At 75.1% G+C, this 26,739-nt stretch carries 23 protein-coding genes and 1 pseudogene; 8 read left to right on the top strand and 16 right to left on the bottom strand.

Annotated features, from left to right (window positions below):
* The first annotated feature begins 462 nt into the window (after positions 1–462).
* Positions 463–1,563 carry a polysaccharide deacetylase family protein gene (locus tag ACFWOG_RS19245; protein ID WP_380359795.1) on the top strand — a complete coding sequence of 367 codons (1,101 nt, stop codon included), beginning with the start codon at positions 463–465 and terminating at the stop codon, positions 1,561–1,563.
* A gap of 132 nt (positions 1,564–1,695) precedes the next feature.
* On the top strand, positions 1,696–2,280 hold the full coding sequence (locus ACFWOG_RS19240) for a hypothetical protein (RefSeq protein WP_329951220.1): 585 nt from the start codon (positions 1,696–1,698) through the stop codon (positions 2,278–2,280).
* Positions 2,281–2,367: 87 nt separating this feature from the next.
* Here the strand turns inward: ACFWOG_RS19240 and ACFWOG_RS19235 are convergent, their stop codons facing one another.
* Positions 2,368–2,979 carry a choice-of-anchor C family protein gene (locus tag ACFWOG_RS19235; RefSeq protein WP_329876475.1) on the bottom strand — a complete coding sequence of 204 codons (612 nt, stop codon included), beginning with the start codon at positions 2,977–2,979 and terminating at the stop codon, positions 2,368–2,370.
* 685 nt (positions 2,980–3,664) lie between these two features.
* On the opposite strand from ACFWOG_RS19235, the gene ACFWOG_RS19230 reads away from it, so the two are divergent.
* Together ACFWOG_RS19230 and ACFWOG_RS19225 are read left to right on the top strand one after the other, a co-directional pair.
* A complete protein-coding gene (locus tag ACFWOG_RS19230; protein WP_329876477.1) occupies positions 3,665–4,489 on the top strand; it encodes a hypothetical protein in 825 nt (274 codons plus the stop codon).
* Between the two features lie 281 nt (positions 4,490–4,770).
* Entirely contained in the window at positions 4,771–5,358 is a 588-nt protein-coding gene (locus ACFWOG_RS19225; RefSeq protein WP_329876479.1) for a lytic polysaccharide monooxygenase, read from the top strand.
* A 61-nt stretch (positions 5,359–5,419) separates the two neighbouring features.
* Here ACFWOG_RS19225 and ACFWOG_RS19220 read toward each other — a convergent pair whose 3' ends face one another.
* The 5 genes from ACFWOG_RS19220 to ACFWOG_RS19200 all read right to left on the bottom strand — a co-directional run bounded on the left by ACFWOG_RS19220 (position 5,420) and on the right by ACFWOG_RS19200 (position 12,824).
* Positions 5,420–8,185, bottom strand: a complete 2,766-nt coding sequence (locus ACFWOG_RS19220) for a hypothetical protein (protein WP_380359808.1) — start codon at positions 8,183–8,185, stop codon at positions 5,420–5,422.
* Between the two features lie 95 nt (positions 8,186–8,280).
* Positions 8,281–9,396: an AAA family ATPase gene (locus ACFWOG_RS19215; protein WP_329876481.1), complete on the bottom strand. Its 1,116-nt coding sequence runs from the start codon at positions 9,394–9,396 to the stop codon at positions 8,281–8,283.
* A 76-nt stretch (positions 9,397–9,472) separates the two neighbouring features.
* Positions 9,473–10,903, bottom strand: coding sequence for a VWA domain-containing protein (locus ACFWOG_RS19210; RefSeq protein WP_380359792.1), 1,431 nt, complete (start codon positions 10,901–10,903; stop codon positions 9,473–9,475).
* Entirely contained in the window at positions 10,900–12,348 is a 1,449-nt protein-coding gene (locus ACFWOG_RS19205) for a hypothetical protein (protein ID WP_380359806.1), read from the bottom strand. The genes ACFWOG_RS19210 and ACFWOG_RS19205 overlap by 4 nt, the downstream gene beginning before the upstream one ends.
* Positions 12,318–12,824, bottom strand: a complete 507-nt coding sequence (locus ACFWOG_RS19200; RefSeq protein ID WP_329876608.1) for a hypothetical protein — start codon at positions 12,822–12,824, stop codon at positions 12,318–12,320. Before ACFWOG_RS19200 ends, ACFWOG_RS19205 begins: the two co-directional genes overlap by 31 nt.
* Positions 12,825–13,110: 286 nt before the next feature.
* On the opposite strand from ACFWOG_RS19200, the gene ACFWOG_RS19195 reads away from it, so the two are divergent.
* Positions 13,111–14,118, top strand: coding sequence for a hypothetical protein (locus ACFWOG_RS19195; protein WP_329951224.1), 1,008 nt, complete (start codon positions 13,111–13,113; stop codon positions 14,116–14,118).
* 38 nt (positions 14,119–14,156) lie between these two features.
* Here ACFWOG_RS19195 and ACFWOG_RS19190 read toward each other — a convergent pair whose 3' ends face one another.
* Complete coding sequence (locus tag ACFWOG_RS19190) at positions 14,157–14,555, bottom strand: DUF1801 domain-containing protein (protein ID WP_329876487.1); 399 nt, start codon at positions 14,553–14,555, stop codon at positions 14,157–14,159.
* A gap of 110 nt (positions 14,556–14,665) precedes the next feature.
* Positions 14,666–15,334 carry a hypothetical protein gene (locus tag ACFWOG_RS19185; RefSeq protein WP_329876489.1) on the bottom strand — a complete coding sequence of 223 codons (669 nt, stop codon included), beginning with the start codon at positions 15,332–15,334 and terminating at the stop codon, positions 14,666–14,668.
* A 128-nt stretch (positions 15,335–15,462) separates the two neighbouring features.
* On the opposite strand from ACFWOG_RS19185, the gene ACFWOG_RS19180 reads away from it, so the two are divergent.
* Positions 15,463–16,374 (top strand): glutaminase, encoded by a 912-nt coding sequence (locus ACFWOG_RS19180; protein ID WP_329876610.1) that lies wholly within the window; start codon positions 15,463–15,465, stop codon positions 16,372–16,374.
* A 343-nt stretch (positions 16,375–16,717) separates the two neighbouring features.
* Here the strand turns inward: ACFWOG_RS19180 and ACFWOG_RS19175 are convergent, their stop codons facing one another.
* The 3 genes from ACFWOG_RS19175 to ACFWOG_RS19165 all read right to left on the bottom strand — a co-directional run bounded on the left by ACFWOG_RS19175 (position 16,718) and on the right by ACFWOG_RS19165 (position 18,588).
* A complete protein-coding gene (locus ACFWOG_RS19175; protein ID WP_380359789.1) occupies positions 16,718–17,158 on the bottom strand; it encodes an NTP pyrophosphohydrolase in 441 nt (146 codons plus the stop codon).
* 168 nt (positions 17,159–17,326) lie between these two features.
* Complete coding sequence (locus ACFWOG_RS19170; RefSeq protein ID WP_380359804.1) at positions 17,327–18,250, bottom strand: aldo/keto reductase; 924 nt, start codon at positions 18,248–18,250, stop codon at positions 17,327–17,329.
* A gap of 2 nt (positions 18,251–18,252) precedes the next feature.
* Positions 18,253–18,588: a hypothetical protein gene (locus ACFWOG_RS19165; protein WP_380359812.1), complete on the bottom strand. Its 336-nt coding sequence runs from the start codon at positions 18,586–18,588 to the stop codon at positions 18,253–18,255.
* Here ACFWOG_RS19165 and ACFWOG_RS19160 point away from each other — a divergent pair.
* Positions 18,586–18,909, top strand: a pseudogene (locus tag ACFWOG_RS19160) (LysR substrate-binding domain-containing protein); the annotation flags it as partial. The gene ACFWOG_RS19165 and the pseudogene ACFWOG_RS19160 sit on opposite strands and share 3 nt — an antisense overlap.
* A gap of 210 nt (positions 18,910–19,119) precedes the next feature.
* Here ACFWOG_RS19160 and ACFWOG_RS19155 read toward each other — a convergent pair.
* Positions 19,120–19,917, bottom strand: a complete 798-nt coding sequence (locus ACFWOG_RS19155) for an MHYT domain-containing protein (RefSeq protein WP_329876493.1) — start codon at positions 19,915–19,917, stop codon at positions 19,120–19,122.
* Positions 19,918–20,620: 703 nt separating this feature from the next.
* Here ACFWOG_RS19155 and ACFWOG_RS19150 point away from each other — a divergent pair.
* Complete coding sequence (locus tag ACFWOG_RS19150) at positions 20,621–21,076, top strand: hypothetical protein (RefSeq protein WP_380359787.1); 456 nt, start codon at positions 20,621–20,623, stop codon at positions 21,074–21,076.
* 133 nt (positions 21,077–21,209) lie between these two features.
* On the opposite strand, the gene ACFWOG_RS19145 is transcribed toward ACFWOG_RS19150, so the two are convergent.
* The 4 genes from ACFWOG_RS19145 to ACFWOG_RS19130 form a co-directional block, all read right to left on the bottom strand.
* Positions 21,210–22,304 (bottom strand): chemotaxis protein, encoded by a 1,095-nt coding sequence (locus ACFWOG_RS19145; RefSeq protein ID WP_329876502.1) that lies wholly within the window; start codon positions 22,302–22,304, stop codon positions 21,210–21,212.
* Between the two features lie 77 nt (positions 22,305–22,381).
* Positions 22,382–23,014 carry a hypothetical protein gene (locus tag ACFWOG_RS19140; RefSeq protein WP_355405736.1) on the bottom strand — a complete coding sequence of 211 codons (633 nt, stop codon included), beginning with the start codon at positions 23,012–23,014 and terminating at the stop codon, positions 22,382–22,384.
* Between the two features lie 302 nt (positions 23,015–23,316).
* The gene (locus tag ACFWOG_RS19135) at positions 23,317–24,915 is read right to left on the bottom strand and encodes an MFS transporter (protein ID WP_380359785.1); all 1,599 of its coding nucleotides are present in this window, start codon (positions 24,913–24,915) and stop codon (positions 23,317–23,319) included.
* A 229-nt stretch (positions 24,916–25,144) separates the two neighbouring features.
* Positions 25,145–26,739 (bottom strand): FUSC family protein (locus ACFWOG_RS19130; protein WP_380359783.1); only part of this gene is annotated, 1,595 nt, incomplete at its 5' end.

The following is a 26,739-nucleotide window of genomic DNA, read 5'->3' as shown; positions in this document are numbered from 1 at the left end:
CCGCGGACCGGCCCGGGTTCCGGCGTCCGGGGCGGTGTTGGCACCAGGTTTACCGTGCCCCGGCCCCACCGAACCGCAGGCCGCGCGCAGTTCGCCAATGCGGGCGGTATCCCGGAGAACCCGTCACGCGGAGGGGGAGGTTCGTGCTAACGCGGCTGCCGCCGAGAGGTCTCCGGGCCGTGACCGCGGGCCCCGTCGGGGCGTCCCGCCGCCGCTCCCGTCGCCGCTCCCGCACCCGCTGACGCGGCGGAACTGCCGGTCCGGGTGTCTCGTCGCGGAGGCCGCTCGTCCGTATGATCGGGCTTCCTGCCGTCGGGGCTTGTGGGGGACGGGAGTTGTGCTGCCCGGCAATCGTGGGCGGTACCGGTGGAACGGGCGGTCTCCAGCAGTCATCAGCAGTCACCGGGAGCCTCGCCGGGCCGGGTGGACCGGTCCGGCGAGGCCCGAGGGAGGGGCGGGAGCATGCGATTCGCGGGTGTGGGTCTGACGCGGGACGGCTATCGGATCGCCGTGCTGGACACGGCGGTCAGCCGTCCGGCGACGGTCGAGGTGTACGAACACTGCGTCCTGGAGAGGCCGGTGGCGCGGCTGGTCGAGCTGGCGCAGCTCGCGCCGGACGGTTTCGCGGTGGTCGTCGACAGTGGCAACGGGATCTTCGACGGTTCCCTCGCCGCCGCCGGGGTCACGGTGTTCCGGGCCGACCCGCCGGTCCTGACGGACGGTCGGGTGACGGCGGAGGCACTCGCCGAACTCGGCCGCTCCCGGCCGGAGGCGCTCGTCGCGCTGGGATCCGGGGGCTGGACGATGAGCGGGCGCGAGGAGGGGATCACCGCCGCGGAGAGGGCGTCCGGTCCGGTCGAGCGGCGGCTCGCGGCGGAGGGCCGGCTCCTGCTGGGCGGACCGGTCCGCCGGACGGAGGCGGACGGTGGGGCCGCCGGGACCGGGGCCGGGTCCGCGCCGATGGTGGCGCTGACCTTCGACGACGGCCCGGACCCGGAGTTCACCCCGCAGGTGCTGGACGTGCTCCGCCGGTACGACGCCCCGGCGGCGTTCTTCTGCATCGGCCTGCACGTGCTGGCCCACCCGGGCGTGGTGCGCCGGACCGCCGCCGAGGGCCACACCCTCGGCAACCACTCCTGGTCGCACGCCTACCTGCCCGACCTCGGCCCGATCGGGCTCCGTGAGCAGCTCGGCCACACCTCCGAGGCGCTCGCCGAGGCGGCCGGTCTGGACGGGCCGGTGGCGTGGCTGCGCCCCCCGTACGGCGGCCGGAGTCCCGAACTGCTGGACACGGTGGCGGATCTGGGCCTCACCACGGTGCTGTGGGACGTGGAGACCAACGACTGGGCGCTGCCCGGGCCCGAGGTGATCGCCGAGCGGGTGTTCCGGCAGGTCCGTCCCGGTTCGGTGGTGCTGATGCACGACGGCGGCGGGGACCGCGCGCAGACCGTCGCGGCGCTCCCCACGGTGATCACCGGGCTGCGCGAGCGCGGCTACCGGCTGGTGGGTCTGGGCGAGTTGCTCGCCGCCCGGGTGCCGGCCGGGCGCGGCGTCGGGACGTAGGGCGACGGGTAGACGTTCGCGGACGGCCCGGACCGGTCCCTCCGGTCCGGGCCCCCGGCGGGTGCCGGGCGGGTGCTAGAAGAGGGACGAACGGGTGCCCGCCCGTCGCCGATCCAGCCGAAGGGTTCCGTGATGGCAGAGTCCACGTCCTCCAGGTTCTCCCGTGCCGCCGGCCGCACCGCGCTGGCGGCCGCAGCCGCCCTCGCCCCCGTGCTCGCCGCCGCCCCGGTCGCGTCCGCCACCGCCTCGGGGCTGGACGACACCTGGTCCTGTTCCGTGCCGACCGGCTACGTCTACGACCAGATCGTCGCCTCGTCCTCCTGCGGGACCCGGCCGCTGTACCACCTGCGCACCCCGGTGGACGGGCTCGTCTCGTGCGTCACCGAGCGTGGTTTCGTCTACGACACCGCCTCGCAGACGTCCAACTGCAGCATGGTGAAGAGCTCCAAGTCGGCCTCCTACCGGCTGCGGATCCCCGGGGACCTGGTCACCTCCTGCGTGACCGCCACGGGCTTCGTCCACGACCTGGTCACCGCGCGCGCGGAGTGCAGCATGAGCCCCGGGTCGACCAACCCGGCCTACCGGCTCCGCACTCCGGTCGACGGCCTCTGGGCGTGCAAGGTGCCGGCCGGGTGGACCTACTCGGCCACCGTGACCGACCGGGACTGCAGCCACAGCATCACCTCCACCGCCACCAAGTACCGCCTGAAGGCCTGACGGTCCGCCGCCCGTCGCGGGCCGCCCGCCGCGGGCGCGGTGGAGCCGGCGGCGCCGGCCGTCGGCTCCACCGCGCCCCGGCTCCGGTCAGCCGCAGGTCGGACAGGGCTGGCAGGCCTGGACCTGGACGTTGTCCACAACGGGTCCGGCGCTGCTGCCGGCGGTGGTGCTCCGGAAGGCCAGCGTGGTCGAGGCGTTGGTCGCCACGAAGGTGAACTGCCGGGTCACGTACCCCATGGCGGCGCGCGTCTTCCCGGTGACGTCGAAGGAGAACGCCTGGAACTCCTGGCCGTCCACGCGCGCCTGACCGGTCTTCAGGACGGGGGCGCCGTCCGGGTTGCCGGCGATGGAGTAGGTCACCGTGTAGGCCGTGCCGGGCGTCGTCGTGAAGGTCTGCGAGACGGTCCCCGCGTTGGACCCGTTGAGGTCCACCGACTGGTCGCCCTCGGCGGCCTGCCAGAACCCGGCGCCGATCAGGTCCACCGAACCGGCGGTGACCTGCCACGGCCCGATGGTCTGTCCGGCCGAGAGGGTCTGGAAGGTGTTCGCCGCGACCTTGGGCGTCTCGAAGCTGCCGTCGTCGAAACGGCTGAGCGCGCGGGTGGCGCCGGAGGCGGTCCCGCTTCCGGCGAGGAGGGCGGCGACGGCGGCGGTGGCGACGGCGGTGACGGCGGTCGTGCGGAAACGCTTGATCGACATGGGGTTCTCCCAGGTGCGGGCCCTGCTGCGGGCCGGTGATCGGCCGGACACCTGAGATCGTCCGGGGCCGGTGGGGTCGGCGCCAAGGGTGGGGCACCGGCGCCCCGTGGTACGGGCCTCCGTCGTCGGGCCCCCGCACGCCGGTTTGACGGGGCGGTTCTCCGGTGCCGGGCGTGCAGGTCCACCGGCTGAGCCTGTGACCTGGTCGTTTCTTCGTGGGATCGGGCCGGCGGCGGGCGGGTGCCGGGCCGGCCGGGCCGGTGGGCAGCGGTCGCGGGGTGACGGTTCCGTGGTGCACGAAGCTTCGTGCGCCGTCGATCGGCTTCGTGGGCGCCCCGGCGTGCGCGGACGGCGCGGGCGGGACGCGGCGCCGTCCCGCCGGGCGGTCGGGGGCGGTCGGGCGACCGGTCGGGCGGGTGTGCTTCGGGCCGGGGCAACTTGGGGATTCGGCGCCGAACCGTCCGTGCGCGCCGGTAGCCTCTCGACGGGTGTCCGGCAGGTGCCCCGCGCATCCGCACAGGTTCGAGGAGGCGTCCGTGGAGAGGACTTCGGCAGGGCGGGTGGACCCCCGGCCTCGGTCGGCCGCGCAGTCGGGCGCGCCCGGCACTCCGAGGCCGTTCACCGTCCCGAGGCGGGCCGGCACTTGGCGGGACATGCGGTCCGACGCACGGAAGGACGCCCTCCGATGACTCTTCCCTCCCACCGCAATCCCTCCTCCCCGGCCGGCGGTGACCCGCGCCGGGGCGTGCTCGACGCCGCCCTGGTCGACCGCGTCACGGACGCGGTCCTGTTCGCCGGCCTGCCGGTCGCGTTCGGCGACCAGGGCCCCGGTGTCCGCATCCGTCCCGCGGAGGCGGTCGACGCCGCCGACCGGTGCGAGGGCCTGGCGGCCCTCGACTGGCTGCCGTCCCGGCGCCTGGCCGACGCGGCCGCCATGGAGGATCCGCAGCACGCGGCGGGTTCGGCCCGGCAGGTGGTCGGGGTGAGCATGGTGAACGCGCTCGCCGAGTTCCTCCCCGCCTTCGGGCTGGACGTGAGCCGGGACCGCTCCGGCCGCGAGCTGCGGGTGGGCGGAGCGGCGGACAGCGGACTGCGCGTGCCGCCGGACGTCCTGGTCCGGCGTCCTGCGGGGGCCACACCGGCCGAGCTCGGACTCGACGCGGAGCTCGTCGACGCCGTCCGCCGCAGCGCCGCACTGGCGGGGCTCCCCGTCGCCGGGCACCTCGGCGCCGCCGGTGTCACCCTCGGCCCGTGGCCGACGGGGGAGGACGGAACCGGTGGCGACGGGGGTGCGGACATCGGCTGGAACCCTTCGCGCCGGCTCTCCGACCTTGCCGACAGCGGCTCCCCGGCCGCCGGGCTCGCGGCGGTCGCCCGCACGTCCGTCCACGCGGCGATGCTCCACGCACTCGGCACGATCCTCGGGGCCTGCGGGACGGAACTTCGCTGGTTCCACGCCCGCAACCGGCTGCGGGCCCTCGGCGAGTCCACCCCCGCCATCCGGCACTGACACCGGCCCCGGGGAGCGGCCCGGCGCGGCCCGGAGCCGCCCGGAGCACCCCGGAGCCGGTTCCGCAGGGCCGGCCGCCGCGTGTCGGCGGACTCCTGCGGCGGGGTGCTGGTCCAGACCACAGGTGAATCTGGTCCAGACCATTGACGGTCGGCGGGGCGATGCCTACGGTATGGGGCACTTACCTGGCGCAGGCATGCCAAGATCCGCACGGCTGGCGCACCCCCCCACACGCGCTTTCCTGCGTCGGGCGCACTCCCCACCCCCCACGGAGGAGAACCATGCGCAAACGCCACATGGTGGGCGCGGCCCTGGCCGCCCTCGCCGTCCCGCTCGCGATGGCCGTTCCGGCCCAGTCGCACGGGTTCATCAACCTGCCGCCGAGCCGCGCCGCGCTCTGCGGTGCGGGCGTCGTCACCAACTGCGGTGACATCCAGTGGGAGCCCCAGAGCGTCGAGGGCCCGAAGGGCTTCCCGACCAGGGGACCCGCCGACAACACCATCTGCGCGGGCGCCGACTCGCGCTGGGCGCCCCTGGACAACCCGCGCAACGGCGCCTGGCCGACCACGAAGGTGACGGCCGGCCAGCAGCTCACGTTCACCTGGGAGATCGAGGCCAGGCACTCGACCACCAACTTCCGGTACTTCCTCACCAAGCCCGGTTACAGCGCGACCCAGAAGATCACCCGGGCCGGTCTGGACCTCACCCCGTTCCTGACCGTCCCGTACAACGGACGGCAGCCGGCCGCCACCACCACGCACACCGCGACCCTCCCCACCGGTCGCACCGGACACCACGTGATCGTCGCGGTCTGGGACGTCGCCGACACGGCGAACGCGTTCTACTCCTGCACCGACGTGCTGTTCTGATCCAACCTGCACCACCGGGCCCGCCGACCTCCTCCCCGGGGCCGGCGGGCCCGCCGGCCGCTCAACTCCCGGACAGCAGCGCCGCCAGGGCGAGGGCCGTGTCCGGGTGGCGGCCGAGCAGCGCCGCGCCCGCCGGGCCGGACTCCGCGGGCGCCCACCCCCCGTCGCAGCCCAGCAGGCCGGCCAGCGCGTCACACGTCCCGGGGTGCGCCGCGAGCAGCGCGGCGCCGACCGGGCCGCCGCGCCGGGAGAGCCCGGCCGCGGGCGGCACCGGCTGCGCCCGCCACGGCGGGACCCAGGTGTCCAGCGCCCCCGGCCGGCCGGGGAAGATCCGCCCGGCCTCCCGGATCAGCAGCGGTGCGAGGTCGGCGCCGTCGGCGCGCAACGTGCCGATCAGGGTCGGCAGCCAGGGCAGCAGCACCGGGTCGGGCAGTCGTGCGAAGGCGTTGGAGACCGCCTCCACCACGAAGTCGGCCAGTCCGGGGGCCGGCTCCAACGCGTGCAGGAACCCGCTGAGGTACCGCGGATAGGAGGGCAGCACCAGCGGGTTGGCGAGCAGTTCGTCACACCGCTCCCGCAGCTCGGCCCGCGTCAGCCCGCCGAGCTGCACCCGGGCCGCCCAGAGCAGCGCCGTCCTGGACGGGTCCTGCGGGTGCGACTGCGCGACGGCGAGTTCCAGCTGCGTCCGGTCGCAGCCCAGGGACAGGGCCAGGTCCTCCATGCTGAGCAGGAAGCCCAGCATCGCCGCGACCTGGCGGACGGTCGCGTCCTCGTCGACGAACGCCGTCGGCAGCAGCGTGCAGTAGTGCGCGTACCCGGTCCTGACGAAGGACTCGATCCACCCGGGCAGGACCGGCTCGGCGGTCCGGTAGTGCGCCAGCAGCCGCCGGACCCGGCGCAGCACCTCCGGTGCGCCGTCGACCCCGCGCTCGGTGGCCAGCACCTCCAGGGCGCGGGTGCCCAGCTCCTCGGCGAGGCGCCGGCTGCGCAGGTAGAGGGTGGCGTCCTCGACCGTCCGCAGGACGGTCCCCGCCGTGGCCTGCGGCGCGTTGGCGGCGCGCCGCAGGCGCTGTTCCAGGACCTGTTCGACGCTGACGCCCTCGTAGCCGAGCTCGATGAGCGCCCGCTGGTGGGTGCCGATCGCCACGTCCCAGGACTCCTGGATGGGCCGTTCGCCGAGCCGGCGCTCGCCCATGATCGGTCGGGCGGCCTCGTGCGGCAGCAGTTGGCGCAGGATCCAGAGGAGGTCGGAACACCGCTCCAGCTCGGGGCGGGACGCGACGTCGAGCAGGGCCCGCTTCACGCCCCGCTGCTCCAGGTTGAGGCCGAGCGGGGCGAGGCGGTCGTGGACGTCCCGGGCGAGGGGCGGCAGCGCGTCGTAGCCGACCTGGCCGACCCGGTCGCCGCCCATCATGATCTCGACCAGCCGGGCGACGTCGCGCCGGCCCGGCACGGTGTCCTTCTCGATGCAGGTGACCGCCGCGTCCTGGAAGTCGTACGGCGTGGGCCTGGCCCGGTCGCGCAACCCGGCCAGCAGGATCGACGTCTCGAACACCGCGATCGCGTCGGCGGTGGAGGCGAGGTAGCCGTTGCGGCGGGCCGCGCGCACGATCTCCACGGACCAGCCGAGGAGTTCGGCCTCGTCCAGGGCGTCGAGGACGGGCGGGCGCTGCAGGAAGCCGGACAGCTGGTCGGAGGCCGGTGCCGAAACGGCGGGCGCGGGTGCGACCCCGCGGGCCTTGGCGGTCGACTTCCTCGCGCCGGGCCCGCCCGCCAGGCGGTACGGCTGCACCCGGGTGCGCTTGAGGTTCTTCGTCCACACCGTCGCGGCGATCGACACCGAGCCTGCGGCCAGGCCGAACTGGGCCTCGATCGCCGCGTGGCTGGAGGGGATGAGGCCGTGCCGCCACGTGGTGGCCGTGCGCGGGCCGATCTCGAACCCGGCACTGCCGTGGACGCCGAACTCGGCCACGCGGCTGGCCGCGTGGAACGCGCCGCAGACGTACAGGCAGTCGGCGGGGTCGGTGCCGGTGGCGGCCAGGTGCTCGCGCATCCTGGTCCACATGTAGCGCTCGCGGTCCTCGTCCACCCGCACCCGCCGGACGTCGCCCGGGGCGAGGCGCCGGAACAGGCTGCCGATCAGCAGCATGACCTGCCGGTACGTGTCGTGGTCGGCGTCGCCGAGCGGCAGCTCGACGTACTGGTGCCACCACTCCGACCAGTGCCGGACCTTGCCGTGGCGCAGCAGGTGCTCCTCCAGCTCGGCGAACCGGGGCCGCAGGTCGCCGATCTCCACGCCGACCGCGTCGCCGTGCAGTGCGGCTTCCGGTTCGGCCGCCGGCGCGTCCGGGTCGGCCGGCCCGTCGGCGGCGGCGTCGCGCGGCTCCCACTGGAAGACGTGGTCGCTGGAGCGGTCGACGAGGACGAGTTCGACACCGGGGGTGTCGAGGGCGTAGGCGATGGCCTGGTACTCGGCGGACGCCTCGGTGATCGGGGCGACCACCGACAGCGGCGCCCAGTCGGCGGGGAAGCCCTCGATCTCGCTCGCGAACGCCTGCACCGCCACCGGGAGCCGGCAGTTGCGCAGTTCGGCGAGGAGCGGCGCCATGTCCTCGCACAGCTCCAGGTAGACCACCTTGGGCTGCTTCTCCCGGAGCCGCCGCGCCATCGCGACGGCCGAGGCGGGGGAGTGGTGGCAGACCGGGAAGATCTCCAGGGGTTCGCGCACCGCGCGGTCGATGTCGTCGACGAGGCCGAGCAGGATGCCCTCCAGGGCGTCCGGTCCGCCGGCGAACGACGCCGCGGCGTCCTGGAGTTGGGAGCGCAGTGCGTCGAAGGTCCCTTCGTCCGCGGAGCCCCCGCCCCGGGCGGGGGTGCCGGCCCCCGCCCCGGCCCTGGTCGTCGCGGCGGTCTTCGCGGCGCTCACGCGAGCGTGGCGATCGTGTCGCGGCCGCCTTCGAGGAACTCGGGCCAGGCCCCGCCCTCCGCCTTGCTGCGCGGCTCGACGACACCGTGCAGGTACTTGTTGAGGATGGCGAGGTCCTCCGGCTCGCGCCGGGCGAGCGACCCGACGAGCGAGGAGGCGAGGGTGCGGGCGGTCAGGGTGCGCTCGCCGAAGAAGGTGCCGTGCAGGACGGCGTCCTCCAGCACACCGATCTGCTCGGCGGTGGACAGCGCGGACTCCAGCTTCTCGTCGTCACTGCCGGCCGCAGCCGCGGAGGCGCGCAGGTCCGCGAAGGACTGCAGCAGGACGTCGAGCAGGGTGGGCGGCACGTCCAGGTCGATCTGGTGCCGGCGCAGCAGCTCCTCGGTGCGGAAGCGGACGATCTCCGCCTCGCTCTTCCGGTTGGTGACGACCGGGATGCGGACGAAGTTGAAACGCCGCTTGAGGGCCGAGGACAGGTCGTTGACGCCGCGGTCGCGGCTGTTGGCGGTGGCGATGATCGAGAAGCCGGGCTTGGCGAACACGATGCCCGCGTCGCCGGTGAGCTCGGGCACCGAGACGTACTTCTCCGACAGGACGGAGATCAGCGCGTCCTGGACGTCGCTCGTGGAGCGGGTCAGTTCCTCGAAGCGGCCGATCGCGCCGGTCTCCATCGCGTTCATGATCGGCGAGGGGATCATCGACTCCCGGGACTGGCCCTTGGCGATCACCATGGACACGTTCCACGAGTACTTGATGTGGTCCTCTGTGGTGCCGGCGGTGCCCTGGACCACCAGCGTGGAGTTGCGGCAGATCGCGGCGGCCAGCAGCTCGGCCAGCCAGCTCTTGCCGGTGCCGGGGTCGCCGATCAGCAGCAGTCCGCGGTCGGAGGCGAGCGTGACGACGGCGCGCTCGACGATGCTGCGCTCGCCGAACCACTTCTGCCTGACCTCCCGGTCGAGGCCGTCGGAGGGCTCGGAGCCGAGGACGAACAGCCGGACCATCTTCGGGGAGAGGCGCCAGGTGAAGGGCTTGGGGCCGTCGTCGATCGACTCCAGCCAGTCGAGCTCGTCGGCGTACTTGATCTCGGCGGGGGCGCGGAGCAGGTCGGACATCAGCGGACTGCCTTTCCGGGGTGTCGGTACGGGGTCGTGCGGGGGTGGTGCCGGTGGAGCGGGGAGGCGCTCGGCGCTACCCGAGGAAGTTCTTGAGCTCGTGGACGAGCTTGCGGATGTGACCCGAGATCACCGGCGTGCCCTGGTCCTTGAAGCGCTCCCGGAACCACGGGTTGACGCTGGCCCGGCCGGCGCTGGTCACCGAGCCGACCGGGATGAACTTCGCTCCGGAGCGGTGCACGGCGGCCATCTGCTCGAAGAGCTGCTCGCCGTTCCACTCGTAGAAGTCGGAGATCCACACCACCACGGTGTTGCGGGGCTCGGCGATCTTCGGCTGGGCGAGCGCCATGGCGACGGTGCCGTCGGTGCCGCCGCCGAGGTTGGTGCGCAGCAGCGTCTCGAAGGGGTCGTGCACCCACGGCGTGAGGTCGACCGCGCGGGTGTCGTACGCGACGAGGTGGACGTCCACCCTCGGCAGCCCGGCGAAGATGGAGGCCAGGATGGTGCAGTTCACCATGGAGTCGACCATCGATCCGGACTGGTCCACGACCACGACGAGGCGCTGGGGCGTGGTCTTGCGGGCGGTGTGACGGTAGTACAGGCGGTCGACGTAGAGCCGTTCCTGCTCCGGGTCCCAGTTGGTGAGGTTCTTCCAGATCGTCCGGTCGAGGTCGAGGTTGCGGAAGACCCGCTTCGGAGGGACGGACCGGTCCAGCGCGCCGACCGAGGCCTTCTCGACCTGGGTGCGCAGCACTTCGGCGACCTCGTCGACGAACCTGCGGATGAGCGCCTTGGCGTTGGCGAGGGCGACGCCGGACAGGTTGTCCTTGTCGCGCAGCAGCTGTTCGATCAGCGACATGCTCGGCGTCAGCCGTGCGGCGAGCCCCGGGTCCGCCAGGACCTCGCGCAGGCGCATGCGCTTGACCAGACCCGCCTCGATGTCCGCGAGTTCGGGGCCGATCCACGGGATGAGCGTGGACAGGTCGGGGGTGCCACCGTGCCCGCCGGGGTTGGTGCCCGCCGCCGTCCCGCCGGGGCGGGTGCCGCGCAGTTCGCCGGGCCGGCAGCCCAGCGCGCGCTCCAGCCAGCCCGCGTCGGCCTGCCAGCCGGCCAGCTGTCCGGCGGTGACGGTACCGGAACCGGTGGCGAAGACGTTCAGCAGCACCTTCGACACCAGGGCCGCGCGGCGGACCTCGGCGGCACGGTCCCGCCCGTCGGGTTCGGACGCGGTCTCGGGCGTCATCAGGCCGTCGAACTCGCCGGCCAGCTCCGGATGGCGCTGCACGATCGAGTCGACCGAGGCGGCCGGGTCCAGCAGGGCGGCCGGCAGGCCGGACTCCTCGACGACGGCCAGGCTCGCCGACTCCAGCGCGGCCTGCTCCTCGGGGTCGAAGAGCCGGGCGAGCAGGCGCCAGTACAGGACCTGCCGGCGGTTGGCGTCACCGTCCGCCCCGGAGTCCGGCGTACGGTCCGGGCCGAGGGCGGGTTCGGTCGTGGGTCGGGTCATTTCCGCAGCAGCTTTCCGGCCCGCTCGCGCAGGGCCTGGACGGCGTCGAGGGCGGCCTTCTCCCCCTTGAGGCCGGTCTTGTCGGCCGTTCCGCCCGCCCACGCCCCGGCGTGCAGCGCGACGGTCTTCCGCTTCACGGTGGTCTCGACGGCGAGGGGCTGGACGCTGAACTCTCCGGCGTCCCAGCGCAGCAGCCCGATGCACGCGCTCGACGCCGCGACGGCCTGCGGGGTGAGCGGCCCCGCGGTCGGTATGCGGTCGGTGTCGACGGTGATCCGGTGCCCGGCGAGGGCGAGGGTCAGCGTCTCGCCGTCCTGCTCGACGGCGTAGCCCTCCAGGAGGACGGGCGCCGCGATCCGTGCGGGGTGCCGGTCCAGCGGCGCGGTGGGCGCGACGAGCGCCGTGGCGAGGACGACGCGGGCGGTGGCGAACGGGTCGGCGCCCGTACCCGGCCGGGCCGCCGCGTCGTCCCAGAGCAGGTCCCCCTCGGCGGTGACCGGCATGGCGGTCAGGTCCATCGAGAGCCCTTCGCCCGCGGCGGCCAGCAGGGACAGGTGGGGGCGAAGGAGCTGCCACACACCGGCACCGACGACCGTGTCCGGCTTGGGGACCGACACCCCGGCGCGGACCAGGCGGGGCGCGCCTCCGTCGGCGGGTTCGAACACCGCGTGGACCTGGACCTGTGCGGCGGTCGCGTGGGCGTGCAGGTCGACGCCCAGCGGCAGCAGCCGGCCCGTCACGACCGCCGGCGGTGCGGCGGCCGACGGGGCGCCGACGGCGCCCGGCTGCGTGAGCAGCACCGCCCGGGACCACAGGTCGGCCCAGCGGCGCAACGGCACCTGGTCCAGGGCGGCGCCGGGGCAGGACGCGGCGAGTTCGGCGGCGAAGCCGTCCAGCAGTGCGGCGAGGCGGCGCAGCCCAGGGTCGGGCAGCAGCGCGGAGACCACCGGTGCGGCGCCGGCGACCGACTCGTGGTCGATGCCCTGCCACCCGGCGCGGACCAGGTCGGCCAGCCAGGAGCGGGCGGCGGCGAGCAGGTTGGCGGCCGGGCCCGAGCCCGCCGGGGACACCGCCGCCGGGCCCGCGGCCGGATCGCCGGCGGGAGGCCGGCCGGTCGCCTCGCCGATCCGGTCCGTCAGGGCGTCGTGGACGGCGCCCAGCAGTGCGGTGCGGGCCGCGGCGAGGACGGTGAGGTGCTCCTCGCCCGCCGCACCGGCGGCGGCCTCCCCGGCCGCTTCGGCGACCCGGTCGGCCAGCGGCGATCCGGTGACCGCGTCGGCGAGTGCGGCCAGGCCGGCGGCCTGGGCGGGGCCGGGCCGGCGCAGGCCGCCGACCAGGGCCCGGTCGAAGGCGTCGACCGCCGCCAGGGCCTCCTGGAGCCCGGCGACCGGTTCGGTGAGCAGGTCGATGCGCATCAGGCCACCGCCCGGCTCGACGGGAACCAGTGCAGCTCCGGCAGCGGCGCGGTGGTCGGCGCGAGTTCGAGGTAGGCCAGTTGGCGCAGGAAGCGGCTGAACACGCTCGCGGCGGCCGATCCGTCGGCCTTCGGCGGGCGGGTGCCGGTCATGGTGCGGGTGATCTCCGGGCCGCCCGGTTCCGGGGTGCCCGCGTCGACCCGCAGGTAGCGGGCGACGCGCTCGCCGCCGTACTGCAGCACCGCCTCGTCGACCAAAGCCGCCAGGTGCTTGCAGAAACTGCCGTACGCGCCGCCGCAGGGCCGGTTGTTGTTGGTGCTGCAGGTGAACGCGAAGTCGCCGGCCGCGACCGACGAGACGTAGACCCGCCCGATGTCCGAGCCGCTGGACACCACGCCTTGCAGTCGACCGTCCGTCAGTTCCACGAACGGGACCTTGGCGAGCTTGCGCGGCCGGGCGGGCGCGACCACCTGGGCCGTGCTCGACTCCTCCCGGGAAAACGACACACCAACTCCTTGCACTGAGAGGGTTTTCGCGCCGGAGCGGCGCTGTACGGAGGAACCTATCGGGGGCCACTGACAACGGCAGCCGCCCCCCTGCGCTGCGGAAACGTTCCCCCCGCTCCCTCTCCGGCCTCCACTGCCCGCCTCCCGTTCCCGGCCGACGTTCGGGGGCACCCGGCGCGGCGGACCGGCGGAAAAACCCTGTCGCCGAACGTGGTCGCACGGTTATGGTGAGTGACATTCGGGTCGTGTGCCGGTGGGAGGACCAAGAGGGCGGGAGGGTGCGGCAGTGGCGGTCACGGAGGTCAGGGTCGGTCGGGACAGGGTCAGGCTGGACGTGGAGGGGCTCTGCGGTGCCCGCCTGGCGCCGACCGGCTCGGTGGTGCTGCCGGAGCACGTCGAGGTCTACCGGATCGGGGTCGGCTGGGGCGAGCCGGTTCCCTGCTCGGAGGCCGACCGCGCGCGCTGGGAGGGTGCCCTGCGCACCTTCCTCGACCGCCTGTCGCGGGCCCTGGAGGAGGTGTACCGGGCGCACGGTGGCCGCAGCGCCGTCATCGACCTGGCCGAGGGCTCACGCGCCTGGCACGGCATCGGCCGCCCGCGCCGGTGGCCGGGCCGGCAGCGGCGGGCCACCGAGCGGTCGGTGCACGCGCAACAGGTCTTCGCGCTGGAGCTGCACCGGGTCACCGAGCTGTACCGGCCGGTGCGGGCGGAGCTCGAACAGCGGGTGGCGGAGGCGCTGGTGGCGCGGAAGGCGGCCGAGGAGGCCCGCCGGCGGGAGGAGCGGCGGAGACGGGCGGTGCTCGACGGGGTCGCCGCCCGCGAGGTGTGGCTCTACCGGCCGGCGGGCCGGGGCGAGCCCGTCCGCATCCACCGCTCCGACATCCACCGCTCCGACCTGCCGGCGGCGGAGTCACCTGCGGCACCCGAGGGCCCGGAGGGCTCCGCGAGCCCCTCCCGGGGCCCTCTGACCGCAAGGGAACTGGCGACGGCTCTGCGGGAGCTGGTGCGCGCCCCCGACGGCAGCGGTGACTTCCGCTGGGACGAACGGGCCCGCGCCGCGACCGAGGAGGAGTGCCGTGCCCAGGACGTCGCCGTCACCTTCCACGACTGGTGGCGCGAGGTCACCGGGAACCACTGGCGCACGGGTCCGGAGGGCCCGCAACCGGTGGTCGCGAGTCCCGGCACGAGGGGGTCGAGCCGCAGCCACGGCATCGGAGGCACCGGTGTGTCCGGATCCGGCGGCTACTCCGGAGGCCACGGCCTCAGCGGGTTCGGGGGCTTCGGCGGCTACTGAGTCCACGCCGGCACCCCGCCACCCCGCCACGCCGGCTCCTACCGGTCGCGCTTCAGCACCCGCCAGCCACCGGCCCGGTTGTCGGCGACGATCTGCCGGAACATCGCCAGCAGCGCCGCCTCGTTGACCGCCCCGCCCTCCCGGACGGCCACCGTGCGGGCGGTCTTGTTGTCGTGGCCGCCGGTAACGATGCCCTCCGGGTCGGGCACGATGCCGCCGTCGTAGAGGAACACGTTGACGTGGTCCTTGGCCGCGAGCAGCGCGCAGATGTTGCCCTGGAGCACGAAGTACGGGACGACGGTCCGCTTGACGGTCTCCGCGACCTCCGGATCGGCCTCGTGGACGAGGTCCCTGACCCGCCGGCAGATCTCCTGCTGCCAGCCGGGCAGGGCGTCGATGTAGGCATCGACGCGGGGATCGGTCTCGTAGCGGGCCATGGCGCTGCTCCTCGTGCCGGTGACGGACGCGCTGTCCCGGACGATTCTGCGCCCGGCACCGGCACGAGCCGGTGAACACCGCGCCGCCCCTCGGGTCGGTGCCGCGGCGGTCAGACCTGCGCCGCGTACCGGGTCAGCCCGGCGCGGACGGCGACGTCCACGGCCGGCTCCAGCAACAGGGGCGGGCGCCCGTCGTCCCCGGTGCCCGCCGCGGCCAGCAACTCCGCCACCACGGAGGTGTCGACGGTACGGACCTCGGCGCGCCGCAGGTACCGGACGAGGGCGGCGGTGAACACCGGCTCGTCCGCGCGCTGCACGCCGGCCAGGCCGGTCGCCTCGTCGACGAACGCCTCCTCCGAGCCCAGCCATTCGGCCGCCCCGGACAGCCCGTCGTCGTGGATGGCGGCCGGGTAGGGGATCCGGTGCCAGGCACCGTCCTCCCACCAGTAGAGGAACCCGAAGAGGTTGCCCCGGGCGTCCTCGCGCAGCTGCTCCGAGGGCAGCCAGTCCGGGCCTCCGGCGAGGAAGTCGATCTGCCGGCCGTCGACGTGGGTCACGCTCCCGTCGGAGTCCTGGCCGCAGAAGACCGCGTGGCCGTCGTCGAGCACGGTGACACGCCACCAGTAGGACCCGCCGGTGGCGTCGCACCACACGCCGTGCTCGTCCAGCCAGTAGCCCTCGGGGTCGCCCTGGGCGGCCTCCAGCAGGGCGAGGGCGACGGCCCGCGCCCACACGGCGTCCGCGTGGTGCAGGTCCTCGGGCCGGCTCGGCCTGTGCATGGTGGTACGTCCCCTCCGTCGGTGACGCACAGCCTGCCACACCCCTTTCTCCGGCGGTCGGCCCCGGACCGGGTGGACCCGGGTTCCCGCAGGTCGACGAGGTCGACCAGAATGGCGGTGTGGACGAAGTGGACTACCAGGTGCTGTTGCACGAGGCGATGGAGGCGGCCCGGCGGTCGCCCCTGCGAGGGCGGGTCGCCGACTACATTCCGGCCCTCGCGAAGGCCGACCCGGCGGCATTCGGGATGGCGATCGCCACCGTCGACGGGGAGGTGTTCGGGGCGGGGGACTGGCGGCACCCGTTCTCGATCCAGTCGGTGTCGAAGCTCTTCACCCTGGCGCTGGCACTGGCCGAGGGCGACGACGGACTCTGGACCGGCGTGGGCCGCGAGCCGTCCGGCAACCCGTTCAACTCGCTGGTGCAGCTGGAGTCCGAGCAGGGCATCCCGCGCAACCCGTTCATCAACGCCGGCGCCCTGGTCGTGACGGACCGGCTGCTGAAGCTGACCGGGGACGCGGTCGGGGCCGTCCGGGACTTCCTGCGCACCGAGTCCGGGAACCCGGCCGTCGCGGTGGACGACTCGGTGGCCTCCTCGGAGGCGCAGCACGGTCACCGCAACGCCGCGATGGCACACTTCATGGCGAGCTACGGGAACCTGCGCAACCCGGTCGACAGCGTTCTCGCGCACTACTACGCGCACTGCGCGATCGAGGCCAGCTGCCACGACCTCGCGCTGGCCGGACTCTTCCTCGCCCGCCACGGGGTGCGGGCCGACGGTTCGCGGCTGCTGTCGCGCAGCGAGGCCAAGCGGATCAACGCGGTGCTGCTCACCTGCGGTACCTACGACGCGGCGGGCGAGTTCGCCTACCGGGTCGGCCTGCCGGGCAAGAGCGGGGTCGGCGGCGGGGTGCTGGCGGTGCTGCCGGGCCGGGGCACGGTCTGCGTCTGGAGCCCGGGCCTGGACGCCGCCGGGAACTCGGTGCTCGGCGTCGCGGCCCTCGACGCGCTGACGACCGCGACCGGCTGGTCGGTGTTCTGATCCGGAGGCCCGCGCGGGGGACGGCCCGCACCGGGGACGGCGCGCACTGGGGACGGCGCGTGCGCCGACGGTGCGACCGCCGGCGCACGGGTGTGCCCGTCCACGTCGCAGCCAGGGGACCGGCGCCCCTGCGGCGCCGTCCAGGTGGCGTCCGCACGGCGGTCGACGGTCAGGACGCGGCTGTCGGCGGTGCCGAGGGCGACGACGTCGCCGCCGACCGGCGCCGGGCCGACCCCGGTGGCGGTGACCTCGTATTCCCCGCCGTGCCGCCGTGCCGCCCTGCGTCCCCGCTGCCGACAGGCGGCGGTCGCGCGTCGGGCCGGTGGCGTCGGCCGCACGGGGCTCACGCCGGGCGGACCGCCCGGGGGCCGACGACGTCGGCGCCGAGCGCGGTGACCCTGGCTCGCAGTCCGCGGTCCGCGGTGACGACCAGGCACCTCCGCCGGGTCCGGTCGGTCAGGGCGTTCTCGACGAGGTCGACGATCAGGTCGTCGCCGCTGCCGGACGCGGCCTCGACCCGGACTCCGGGGACCGGGGCGACGCCGCGCGCGGCGCCCTCCACGACGAGGACCACCTCCAGCGGCCCGGAGTGCGCCCACGCCGGGCCGCCGGCAGGTGACACCAGCCCGCCGTCCGCGATGCCGGTCAGGGAGTCGCGCAACCGCTCCGCGGCGCCCCGCCGGTCGCGCCACCAGCCGTCGGGCACCGACCCGACGACGTTGGCGGCGTCCACCACCAGCAGGGGCACCTGCCCGCTGCCCTCGTCCGTGTCGCCCTCGTCCATGGTCCGAAAGTCTTCCACGGCGCGCCCCGACGCCTCCGTCCGCCGCCCGACTCCGCCGGAACCTCACCCGTCGGCCGCCCGCACCGAGTTCCCGCACGACTTCTCGGACGCCACGGACCGGCGGTCGGACGAGCCCGTCCGGGGCGCGGCGGCGCTCCGAACGCGGTCTCACCCCGCTCCCGCCGTCGCTGCGGGCGGCTGCTCCGGGCCCGTGAACGGTCCGGCGAGGGCTTCGAGTTCGTCCGGGTGGAGGACGAGGTCGGCCGCCGCCGCGGAATCGCGGATGCTGGCCGGGCGGCGGGCACCGGGGATCGGGACGACGACGGGGGAGAGCGCGAGGAGCCAGGCGAGGCCGACCTGTTGCGGGGAGACCCGCCGTGCGGCGGCGATCCGGTGGAAGGCGGTGCGGGCGGCGGTGTCCTCCGAGGGGTCGTCCAGGACGCTGCGGGCGAGACCGCCGAGCGGGCTCCAGGGGAGGAACGCGAGGCCCAGCCGTTCACAGAGCCGCAGTTCGGGCTCGCCGCCGCGTACGGCGGGCGAGAACCGGTTCTGCACCGAGACCAGGTCCGGGCCGAGGACGTCCCGGGCCGTCAGGATCTGCCGCTCGTCGACGTTGGAGATCCCCGCGGCCCTGATCTTCCCGGCGTCCAGCAGTTCACGTACGGCACCCACCGACTCGGCCCACGGGACCCGGGGGTCCGGCTTGTGCAGCTGGTAGAGGCCGAGCGCCTCGACACCGAGGCGGCGCAGCGAGTCCTCGCAGGCCCGCCGGAGGTGTTCGGGCCGGCCGTCGACGCTCCACGAGCCGTCCCCGGGCCGGCCGCGTCCGCCCTTGGTGGCGACCAGCACCGCCGCCCGGTCGGCGGCCGGCCGGGCGGCCAGGGCCCGGGCGACCAGCCGCTCGTTGTGGCCGACCTCGTCGGCGTGCCAGTGGTAGGAGTCGGCGGTGTCGAGCAGGGTGACGCCGGCGTCCAGCGCGGCGTGCAGGGTGGTGAGGGCGGCGTCCGTGTCGGGCCGGCCCTCGACCGAGAGCGGCATCGCGCCGAGCCCGATCGCGCCGACCGTCCGGTCGCCGAGGGAGCGCTGTCGCACGGTCACGCCGCCCTTCCGCCGGACACCCCGGCGCCGTGGCCGTCGCGGCCGTGGCGCTCCTCGGGAGCGTAGGAATCCCCGCGGTCCCCGAGCCCTCCGAGGGCCCCGAGGACCTCGCCCACGGCGCCGTCCGGCCACTGCGCCGTGGGGGAGAACCGCAGCCCGAGGCCGGCGGCGCGCCGGTTGTCCATCGGGTACCAGCGGTCGAAGGAGAACGGCGAGCGGTCCGTCTCCCCGGCCCGGCGGTAGCGCGGGGTGGTGCCGAGCCGTTCCGCGATCAGCTCGCAGAGCGCGACCGCGTCGACCGGCCCGTCCGAGCAGGCGTTCACCGCGGCCACGCCGCGCTCGCCGGATTCGAACTCCGGGTCGCGGGCTCCACCACCGACTACTTCTTCGCCCGGTCCCTGGTGGCGGCGGGCGTGGGCGTGTCCCTGGTGCCGTACGTCGCGCTCGATCCGGCACTCCCCGGCACCCGGGTGGTTCCGGTGAGACCGCCGCGTCCCGCCCGCCACTTCGGGATCGCCCGGGCCCGGCGCAGCCGCCCCCACCCGTACGCCGAGGCCCTGGCCGCCCTCCTCCGCGAACACGCCGCCCCGGCCTCCCCGGGCGAGGACCCCCCGGCCCCGGCCGCGTCCGGCGCCGTGCCCCGGACGTCCTGACGCCCCGAGCCGAGGCCGTCCGGCTCTGCGGCCGGAAGGACGGCACCGTCGGGTACGACGGCCCGGCACCTCCTCCGCCGGCAGGGACCTCGCCCGGCACGGACTCTGCTCGGTACGGACTTCAGTCCGGTGCGGCGCATCGACCGGTGCCGGCGGGGGACCGGCGTCCGGGCGCACGACGGGTCGAACCGCCGTGCGCCCGGTTCCGGGTCAGTCGCGCCGGTCGAACAGCCGGACCGGGATGGGTTCCGGCCGAGGGGCCGGGCGACCCGAGAGGGAGGACTCCTGCGGGGAGAGCATGAGGGCGATCCCGCCGAGCGCGAGGAGGACGAGCACCGCCACCGCGAGCGGGGTGATGAACTGCGAGGCGGGCAGGCCGGCGGTCGGCGTGCGGCCGTCCAGCACGACCGAGACGGCGGCCATCCCGGTGTAGTGCATGGCGACCACCGCGACGCCCGCGATGAGCGCGGAGGCCAGCGAGGCCAGCAGGCCGGTGATGTTGAGCGTCATCCACAGCGCGGCGGTGGCCGCGAACACCGCGATCGCGATCGAGGCGGCGACGACGAGCGGCTGGTACGAGACCTGCCCCTGCACGTGCATGGCGGCCATGCCGAGGTAGTGCATCGCCGCGACGCCGAGACCGGTGACCGTCCCGCCGATCAGCAGGGTCCCGGCACTACGCGGTCGGTAGCCGACGTAGAGGATGCCGAGGCCGACCACGCCGATCGCCAGCAGCAGGCTGCACAGCGTCAGGGGCACGTTGTAGAGGATCGTCGATCCGGTGACGTTGAATCCGAGCATCGCCAGGAAGTGCATCGTCCAGATGCCGCAGCCGATCTCGGTGGCGCCGAGCAGCAGCCAGCCGAGGCGCCGGCGCGGCGGCAGGTCGAGGGCGCGGACGGTGCACCGAAGGCCGAGAGCGGCTCCGGTGCAGGCGACCAGGTAGGAGAGGACCGGGTTGATCCAGCCGTAATGGAAACCGTCGATGGGGGCGGTGTGGAGGTGCATGCGGTACCTGAACTGACGTGTCGCTGATGGATGGTGGGAGGGCACGCGCGGCGCGCGACCCGGCGGTTCCGGGGGACCGGAGAGGCGCGGGAGGCGAGGGAGGCGTACGGGAAGGGCGGGAATCCCGAAGGGAACCGGAGTCGGCACCGGCACCGGTACCGGCGCCGGTATCCGGTCCGGGCCGGGGCGGTCCACCGGCAGCCGGTGGAGCGGGGCCGGACGCGCGCAGGCGTCCGGCAGGCTGCGATCCGGGCACGGTTCTCCTCGACGACGCTGATGACCCCGGCGGCCCGTCAGGCGTCGAGGGTCACGAGCGCCGCGGAGTGTCGGCAGGCGGGAGCGGGCTCCGGAACGTACGGAGCGGACACGGTGCGACGTTCGTCGTCGGACGGGCGCCGTGACGGGAAGCCGTCTGCCGGGCCTCACGTGCGGGTACATACTATCGACCCACCGGTCAAGGGCTGTACGGGGGGTGCGTCTACGGACGATGTCGCGCGGGCGTGCCGGTGCGACCGCGTCCGCGGCGCGCCGAGCGGGCCCCGGTCGGCCTGCCCCGTGGCGCCCGCACGCCGCCCCGACTGTCGAACGTGCGATCGACGCCCCGGCCGGTCGGTCCACCGGCCGGTCCACCGGGCCTGCGCTCCGGATGGTGAAGCTGCGGGAACGGGACACGGGCGGCCCGGTCTTGGGACATGATCGGAGGGTGTCGACCCAGAGCCAGTCCCCGCCGCCCCCGACCGCCTCCCTGGTCTTCTGGGCCGGGCGGTGCGACCACCACGCCCGGACCGTCGAGCTCGAACTCGCCCGGTGGGGGCATGAGTTCCCCGACGGACCACCCGACGCGGAGGACTCGCTGATCCTGCTGCGCCGTACCGTGGGGGAGCTGCGGTCGGACGCCGGGGCGGACGCCCTCCATGCGGACGGTCTCCGGGCGGAGGCCCTCGGTGCGGACCGCTTCCGCGTCGCGGATCTCCTGGAGCGGGCCGCCGGTCCGTTGGAGGCGGCGCGGCAGTTCACGGCCCGCACGCTCTCTCCGGCGTTGCTGCCCCTGATCGCCCACCACCTGCGCACCGCGGGCGCCGCCCTCGCGGCAGCCCGGACCTCCGTGCAGGCGGGTGCTCCGGCGGCGGGTCCGTTCCCGCCGCGGCCGACGCCGTAGGGCGGTCACGTCCGGCCGGTGACGCCGGCGGACGGGAGGGCGGAGGCCGTGCACGGGCACCACGGCGCGGGCCCCGCCCTGCGGGTGGGCAGGACGGGGCCGGGAGCGGCACGAACCTCAGAACCTCAGGAGCTCAGTACCGCAGGACCGCGGCGATGTGCCCCATGCCGCTCAGCTTCCCGTCCGGGACGAAGTCGACCTGGGCCCCGCCGTCCAGCGCCTTCTCGATGATCTCGTCGACGATGTCCTCACGGGCACCGGCCTCTCCGTCGGTGGCCGGCACGAGGTGTTCGCCGTCGTCGCGGACGGTGGCGCGGTAGTCGTCCTCGACGACCAGCCGACCGATCCGCCCGTCGCCCGTGGTCTGCCATACCTCGTCGAGCCCGGCGGCCAGCAGCTGGCGGCCGCGGGCCTGGTCCAGCTCGGCCTCCGCGTTCGCGGCGGCCCGGTCGGCCTGCTGGGCGAGGGCGGGCCGCACCGCCTCCCGGAGCGCCTGGGCGGGCCCTTCGGCGAGGCCGCCCACCGCGACCGTCGCCACGGGGCCGGGGGTGGCGGTCCAGAGGTCCTGGAAGAGGGACAGCGCGTGGGCCTCGCCCACCAGGTGGAACGGGCGGGGGTCCTCGGCGAGCACGTCCCGCAGGCCCGCCTCCGCCTCACGGAAGAACTGGCGGGTGGCCTCGTCGCTGAAGGTGCTCGGCAGGTCGCCGATCCGCTCCTTGCGCTCGGCGTCCGGGTCCTCCAGGCTCCGGGTGAAGGGGAAGCTGCCGGACTGCGCCTCCAGGCGGTCGCCCGTGCCCGCCCACAGGCTGATGCGGTCGGCGGCGAGCGCCAGGACCCAGTAGGGGCGGTCGGCCGCACGGGCGGCGACCAGGTTGCGGGTGAGATAGGAGTCCGACACGACCGTGCGGGCCGGCACGGCCCGGGTCAGCGACCACACCTGGTGCTCGCCGGGCGAGACGAACAGGGCGAGGCCGTCCTCCGCGTGCACGAGGTCGACCTCCTTCAGCGCCTGGTCGAGCTGGCCGGTCACGTCGAGCCGGTCGGCCCGGGAGATCGCCTGGTCCTCGTCGATCCTGGCCCTCGCCTCGGCGACGAGGTTCCGCAGGAGAACCGGGTCCTGGGCGTTGTCGGGCTCCCGGCGGTGGGTCGGCATCAGGATCGAGACCGCCGGGTACGGGCGGGGACGGCGAAGCTCGGCGAGCGTCGCGGTGGTGAGATCGGAACGCATGGGGGAGTACCTTTCGTCAGAACCCGTCCGGCGGGCGTACGCGCGCGGCGGTCCGCGGTCCGCGGTCCGCCGCGGACTCAGTACCTCTGGGCCTTGACCACGACCGGGGTCAGCGGCAGGTCGCCCGGTTGGCGGCTGAACGCGATCGGGTCGGCCTTGCCGCCGGCCGGGATGTTCTCGGCGCCGACCACCGCGGTGTCGACGGTGTTGCCGGACGCGTCGGTGAAGTCCACCCGGACCGCGTAGGAGGCGGTCTCGCGCGTGCTGTTGACGATCGTCACCACGGCCGCGTGGAGGCCGCCGGTGGTGCTCCGCGGTACACCGGTGAGGGTGACGTCGGAGAGCGCGTTGCCGCTGCCCGCCACGCCCTGGAGGACTTCGGTGGCCTTCTGGCGGCTCTGCGCGGCCTGGGCGTCCGCCGACGCCTGGAAGGACGACGCGGCGGCCTGGGCCGAGGCCGAGCGGGAGGAGGCCTCGGCCAGGGCGGACTCCGCCTTCGAGGCGAGTGCGGAGGGCGGCTCGCCGGAGAACGTCGACGGGTTCGGTGCTTCCGTCAGGGTGGGGCGGGCGGTGTCGGTCGGCGTCGCGGGCGCCGACGAGCTGCTGCACGACGCCACGGTGAGGACGACCGCTCCCGCGACGGCCGCGAGGGCCGCCGCAGTTCGCGCCGGCCTGCTTCCTCTGGTGCGGCAGGGGTAGAGCGTTCGCATCCCGTGCAACCTTTCAGCCGTCCGTTCGGCCGCCGGTGGGGGCCGTTCCCATGCTCGGCTCCGGGCGGCCGGGCGACGAACGCTGCTGGCCCATTGGAGTTGCCTCCGCGGAGTCACCTCCGTCCGTCGGGCTCCGCACCGCACGACGGCACCGGAACGACGGCACCCTCCCACCGGCCGGCCGGTGGGAGGGTGCCGGACGGTCAGCCGACGACCCCGCCGGAGGGGCGCTCCCCTCGGAGGGGCCCGGCGCCGCCCGCGCAGGGGAGCCGGTGAGCCGCCGGGTCCGCCGGCCGGAGCGGTCACCGGCCCCGCTGCGGGCCGGTCTCCTCGGTGACCCGGGTACCGGGGTGCAGCAGCGCGCACAGGAACGCGACGGCGAGCGCCGCCGCCATGCCGTACAGCACGGGCCCGTTCGCCTCCGCGAAGTCCGCCCGGATCGCGTCCGTCGTCGCGGCCCCGACACCGGCGGGGGACTGGCCGCCGGAGCCGTGGCCGGTGATGCCCGCGGTCACCGTGTCGGCGACCTGGTGCGCGGTGTCGGCCGGGACACCGTCGGCGACGAGGGTCTCCCGCACGTTCCTGGTGGTGGTGTGGAGCAGCACGGTGCCCAGCACGGCCAGCCCCAGGCTCGCGGAGTAGTTGCGCACGGTCTGGGTGATCCCGGTGACCTCGCCGTAGGACGCGTCGATCGAGCGGTTGACGGCGTCCGTCGACGCGGGCGTCAGCAGCAGCCCGATGCCCGCGCCCGCCAGCACGATGTACGGCCACTGCGCGCCGAGCGAGAGGTCGGTGATCTTCGAGGCCCACAGGGCGAACCCGACCGCGGACACCGCCGTGCCCAGCAGCATCGGCGGGCGCGCGCCACGCCGGTCCAGCATCCGTCCGCCGATCTGCGAGCCGGGGGCGAAGCCGGCGAAGAACACCAGCAGGTAGAGGCCGGCCTCGTTGGGGGACTGGTCCAGCGCCACCTGGGCGTAGACCGAGGCGAAGAAGAACACCGGGACGAACGCGATCATGGCGAAGAACAACACGGCGTTGTCGGCCGCGAAGGCGCGGTCGGCGAAGACCCGAAGCTTGATCAGCGGGTGTTCGGTGCGCAGCTCCAGCACGCAGAACACCACCAGCACCGCCAGCCCGCCGACGATGCAGAGCCAGGTCGCCCAGCTGCCCCACCCCCAGGTCGCCGCCTGCTGGAGCCCGAGCACGCTCAGCCCCATCCCGGCGGCCACCAGGAGCGCGCCGGTCCAGTCGACGGGCTCGCGGCGCGGGGTGTTGCGGATCCGGGCCAGCACGGTGAGCACGATCGCGATCACGGCCACCGGCACGTTCACCCAGAAGATCGCCCGCCAGGTCCAGGAGGTCAGCCAGCCGCCGAGCACCGGGCCGATCGCCGTGAGGCCGCCCGCGACCCCGAAGAACAGCGCCAGCGCCCGGCCGCGCCGCTCCAGGGGGAACACCTCGACCACCACCGCGAGCGCCGCCGGGAACATCAGCGCCGCGCCGAGTCCCTGGACCGCGCGGAAGCAGATCAACCAGGACTCCGCGGCGCCGCCGGACGGCACCGCGCCGCACAGTGCGGAGGCGATCACGAAGGTGAGGGTGCCGATCAGCATCATCCGCTTGTGGCCGAGGACGTCGGCGAGCCGGCCGCCGAGGGCGAAGAACGCCGCCAGGGAGAGCAGGTAGGCGTTGACCACCCACTGCATGCCGACGGCCGACAGGCCCAGCTCGCGGATGATGTCGGGTGCGGCGATCGAGACGATCGTCTGGTCGATGAAGGTCATCGAGACCGCGAACAGCATGGCCGCCAGCGCGAGCCGCCGGCTCGTCTCGGCGGGCACGGCCGATGCGGCGGGCGCGGGATCCGCCGGGGTGGGGTCGGGCCGCTGGCTTCCCATCCGTTCCGTCCTTCCGCCCTACGGGCCTTCCGGCGCTCGGGCCTGGTGGTGCGCGGGACCGGGCGTGGTGGCGGGGCGGGGGAGGATCCTTGTCGCTCCGGCCGTCACCGGTCGGGCCCGGGCTGCCGTCCGGGCCGAACACCGACCATGCCCGGGCGGCGTTCCGGTGGGGGGCTGCGCCGCGTTCCGGTGGCGGGGATGTCATCCGTGCGGCGGATCGGCCGTACGGTCACGCGGTCGGCCCCGCACCCCGGTCCCCGTCGCGGTTCGGGTCCGGGGCGGGAGCGGTGGCGGGGAGCGGGTGCGGGTCCAGGCGTGCGAGGTCGTGGGTCAGGCCTTCGAGCCAGGCGGCCACCTCGTACAGGAAGGGCGCGCCACCGGGCGGTGGCGGCGGCGGTGGCGGGGGAGGGGTGGCCGGGCCCGGTGCGGGTGTGCTCCGGCGGCGCCGGTCCGCGAGCCGTGCCGCCGCGGCCGCGTACGCGCCCGCCACGTGGTCACCGGACCGCAGCAGCCAGGCCCGCTCGGCCGCGTCCGGCCCGGGCCGGACCGGACGCTCCAGGAGCCGGGAGCTGCCGCGACGGGCGTGGTGGCCGGCGATCAGCGCGGCCTGCCAGTCCGGTCCGGGCAGGTCGGCCACGGGCCGGGGCTCGTCCTGGAACTGCGCGTACGCCGACTCCACGACCGGCAGGGCGTGCGTCACCGCCGCGGTCGGGTCCCGCGCCGTCCCCGGGGTCGCCCCGGGTGCCGGGAGCGGGCCCGTCGCCGGAGCCCCCGCGAGGGCCGCGGTGGTGGCCGTCACCGCCGCCGCGACCGCGTCGAGCAGCATCGCGGTGTCCCGTGGCAGGACCGTGCGCGCCCCGTGCGGCCAGGCGAGCAGGCCGCACAGCAGACCGATCAGGCTGCCGGTGAGGACGTCGAGCAGGCGGACCTCGGCGAGCTGCCAGGAGGCCGGGGCGAGCTGGCCGAAGATCGCGGCGACGACGACCGTGAACAGCGCCTGGGCCCAGCCGACCCCGAGCAGCGGTCCGAGGAAGAACGTGACGGCCATCAGCGGTGGCAGGAGCACCGCGTACACGACGCCGTGGTGGCCGACGACGGCCAGCAGCGCCCCGGCGGCGGCCGCCCCGACCACCGTGCCGGTGAGGGCCAGCCGGATGGTCCGTCCGGTCTGGACGAAGGTCGTCCGGGTCAGGCTGAGCGCGGCGAGCATCGCCCAGAAGCCGTGCGGGAGGGAGACCGCGCCGGCGACCGCGCGCGCCACCGCCAGGGCGAGGCTGATCCGCAGCGCGTTCTGGAAGTACACCGACCGGGGGCCGGCGTGACCGGCGATCCGCCGCCAGTACAGCCTCCCGGTGCTCTGACCGGCGTACGCGAACGCCGGTCCCCCCACCCACCCGGCGGTCACCGCGCTCCGGCCGCACACGGCCAGGCGGGCCGCCGTGGACAGGGCCACCGCGGCCTCGGCGGTCTCCGCGAGCGCGGCGCGGCGACGGGGCGCCGCGGCCGTGTCCGCGCCGTCCCGGCCGCGCGGGCCGCCCGCCCCGTCCGGGGCTCCCCCCGCGTCCGTCGCGTCGGGCGGTGTGCTCCGGAACGCGCGCAGCGACCGTTCCAGGCGCCGTGGGGCCGGCTCCTCGCCGGTGGCCAGGAGGTGTGACGACTGGGCGGCGCTGCGGGCGATCTCCGCCAGCAGTCCGGCCTCGGCCCTCGGCACGGACCCGGCGCCGGCCGGCGGCCGGGGTGCGGCCGTCAGCCGTGCGAGCAGCGCCCGGGCCGCCCAGCCGGCGTGGGCCTCCGCGCGGTCGCGCAGGCCGGGGCCGGCCGGGC

The organism is Kitasatospora sp. NPDC058406, assembly GCF_042722765.1.
Lineage (GTDB): Bacteria > Actinomycetota > Actinomycetes > Streptomycetales > Streptomycetaceae > Kitasatospora.
The sequence above is the reverse complement of the archived record's forward strand: the minus strand, read 5'-3'. Positions and strand labels throughout refer to the sequence as shown.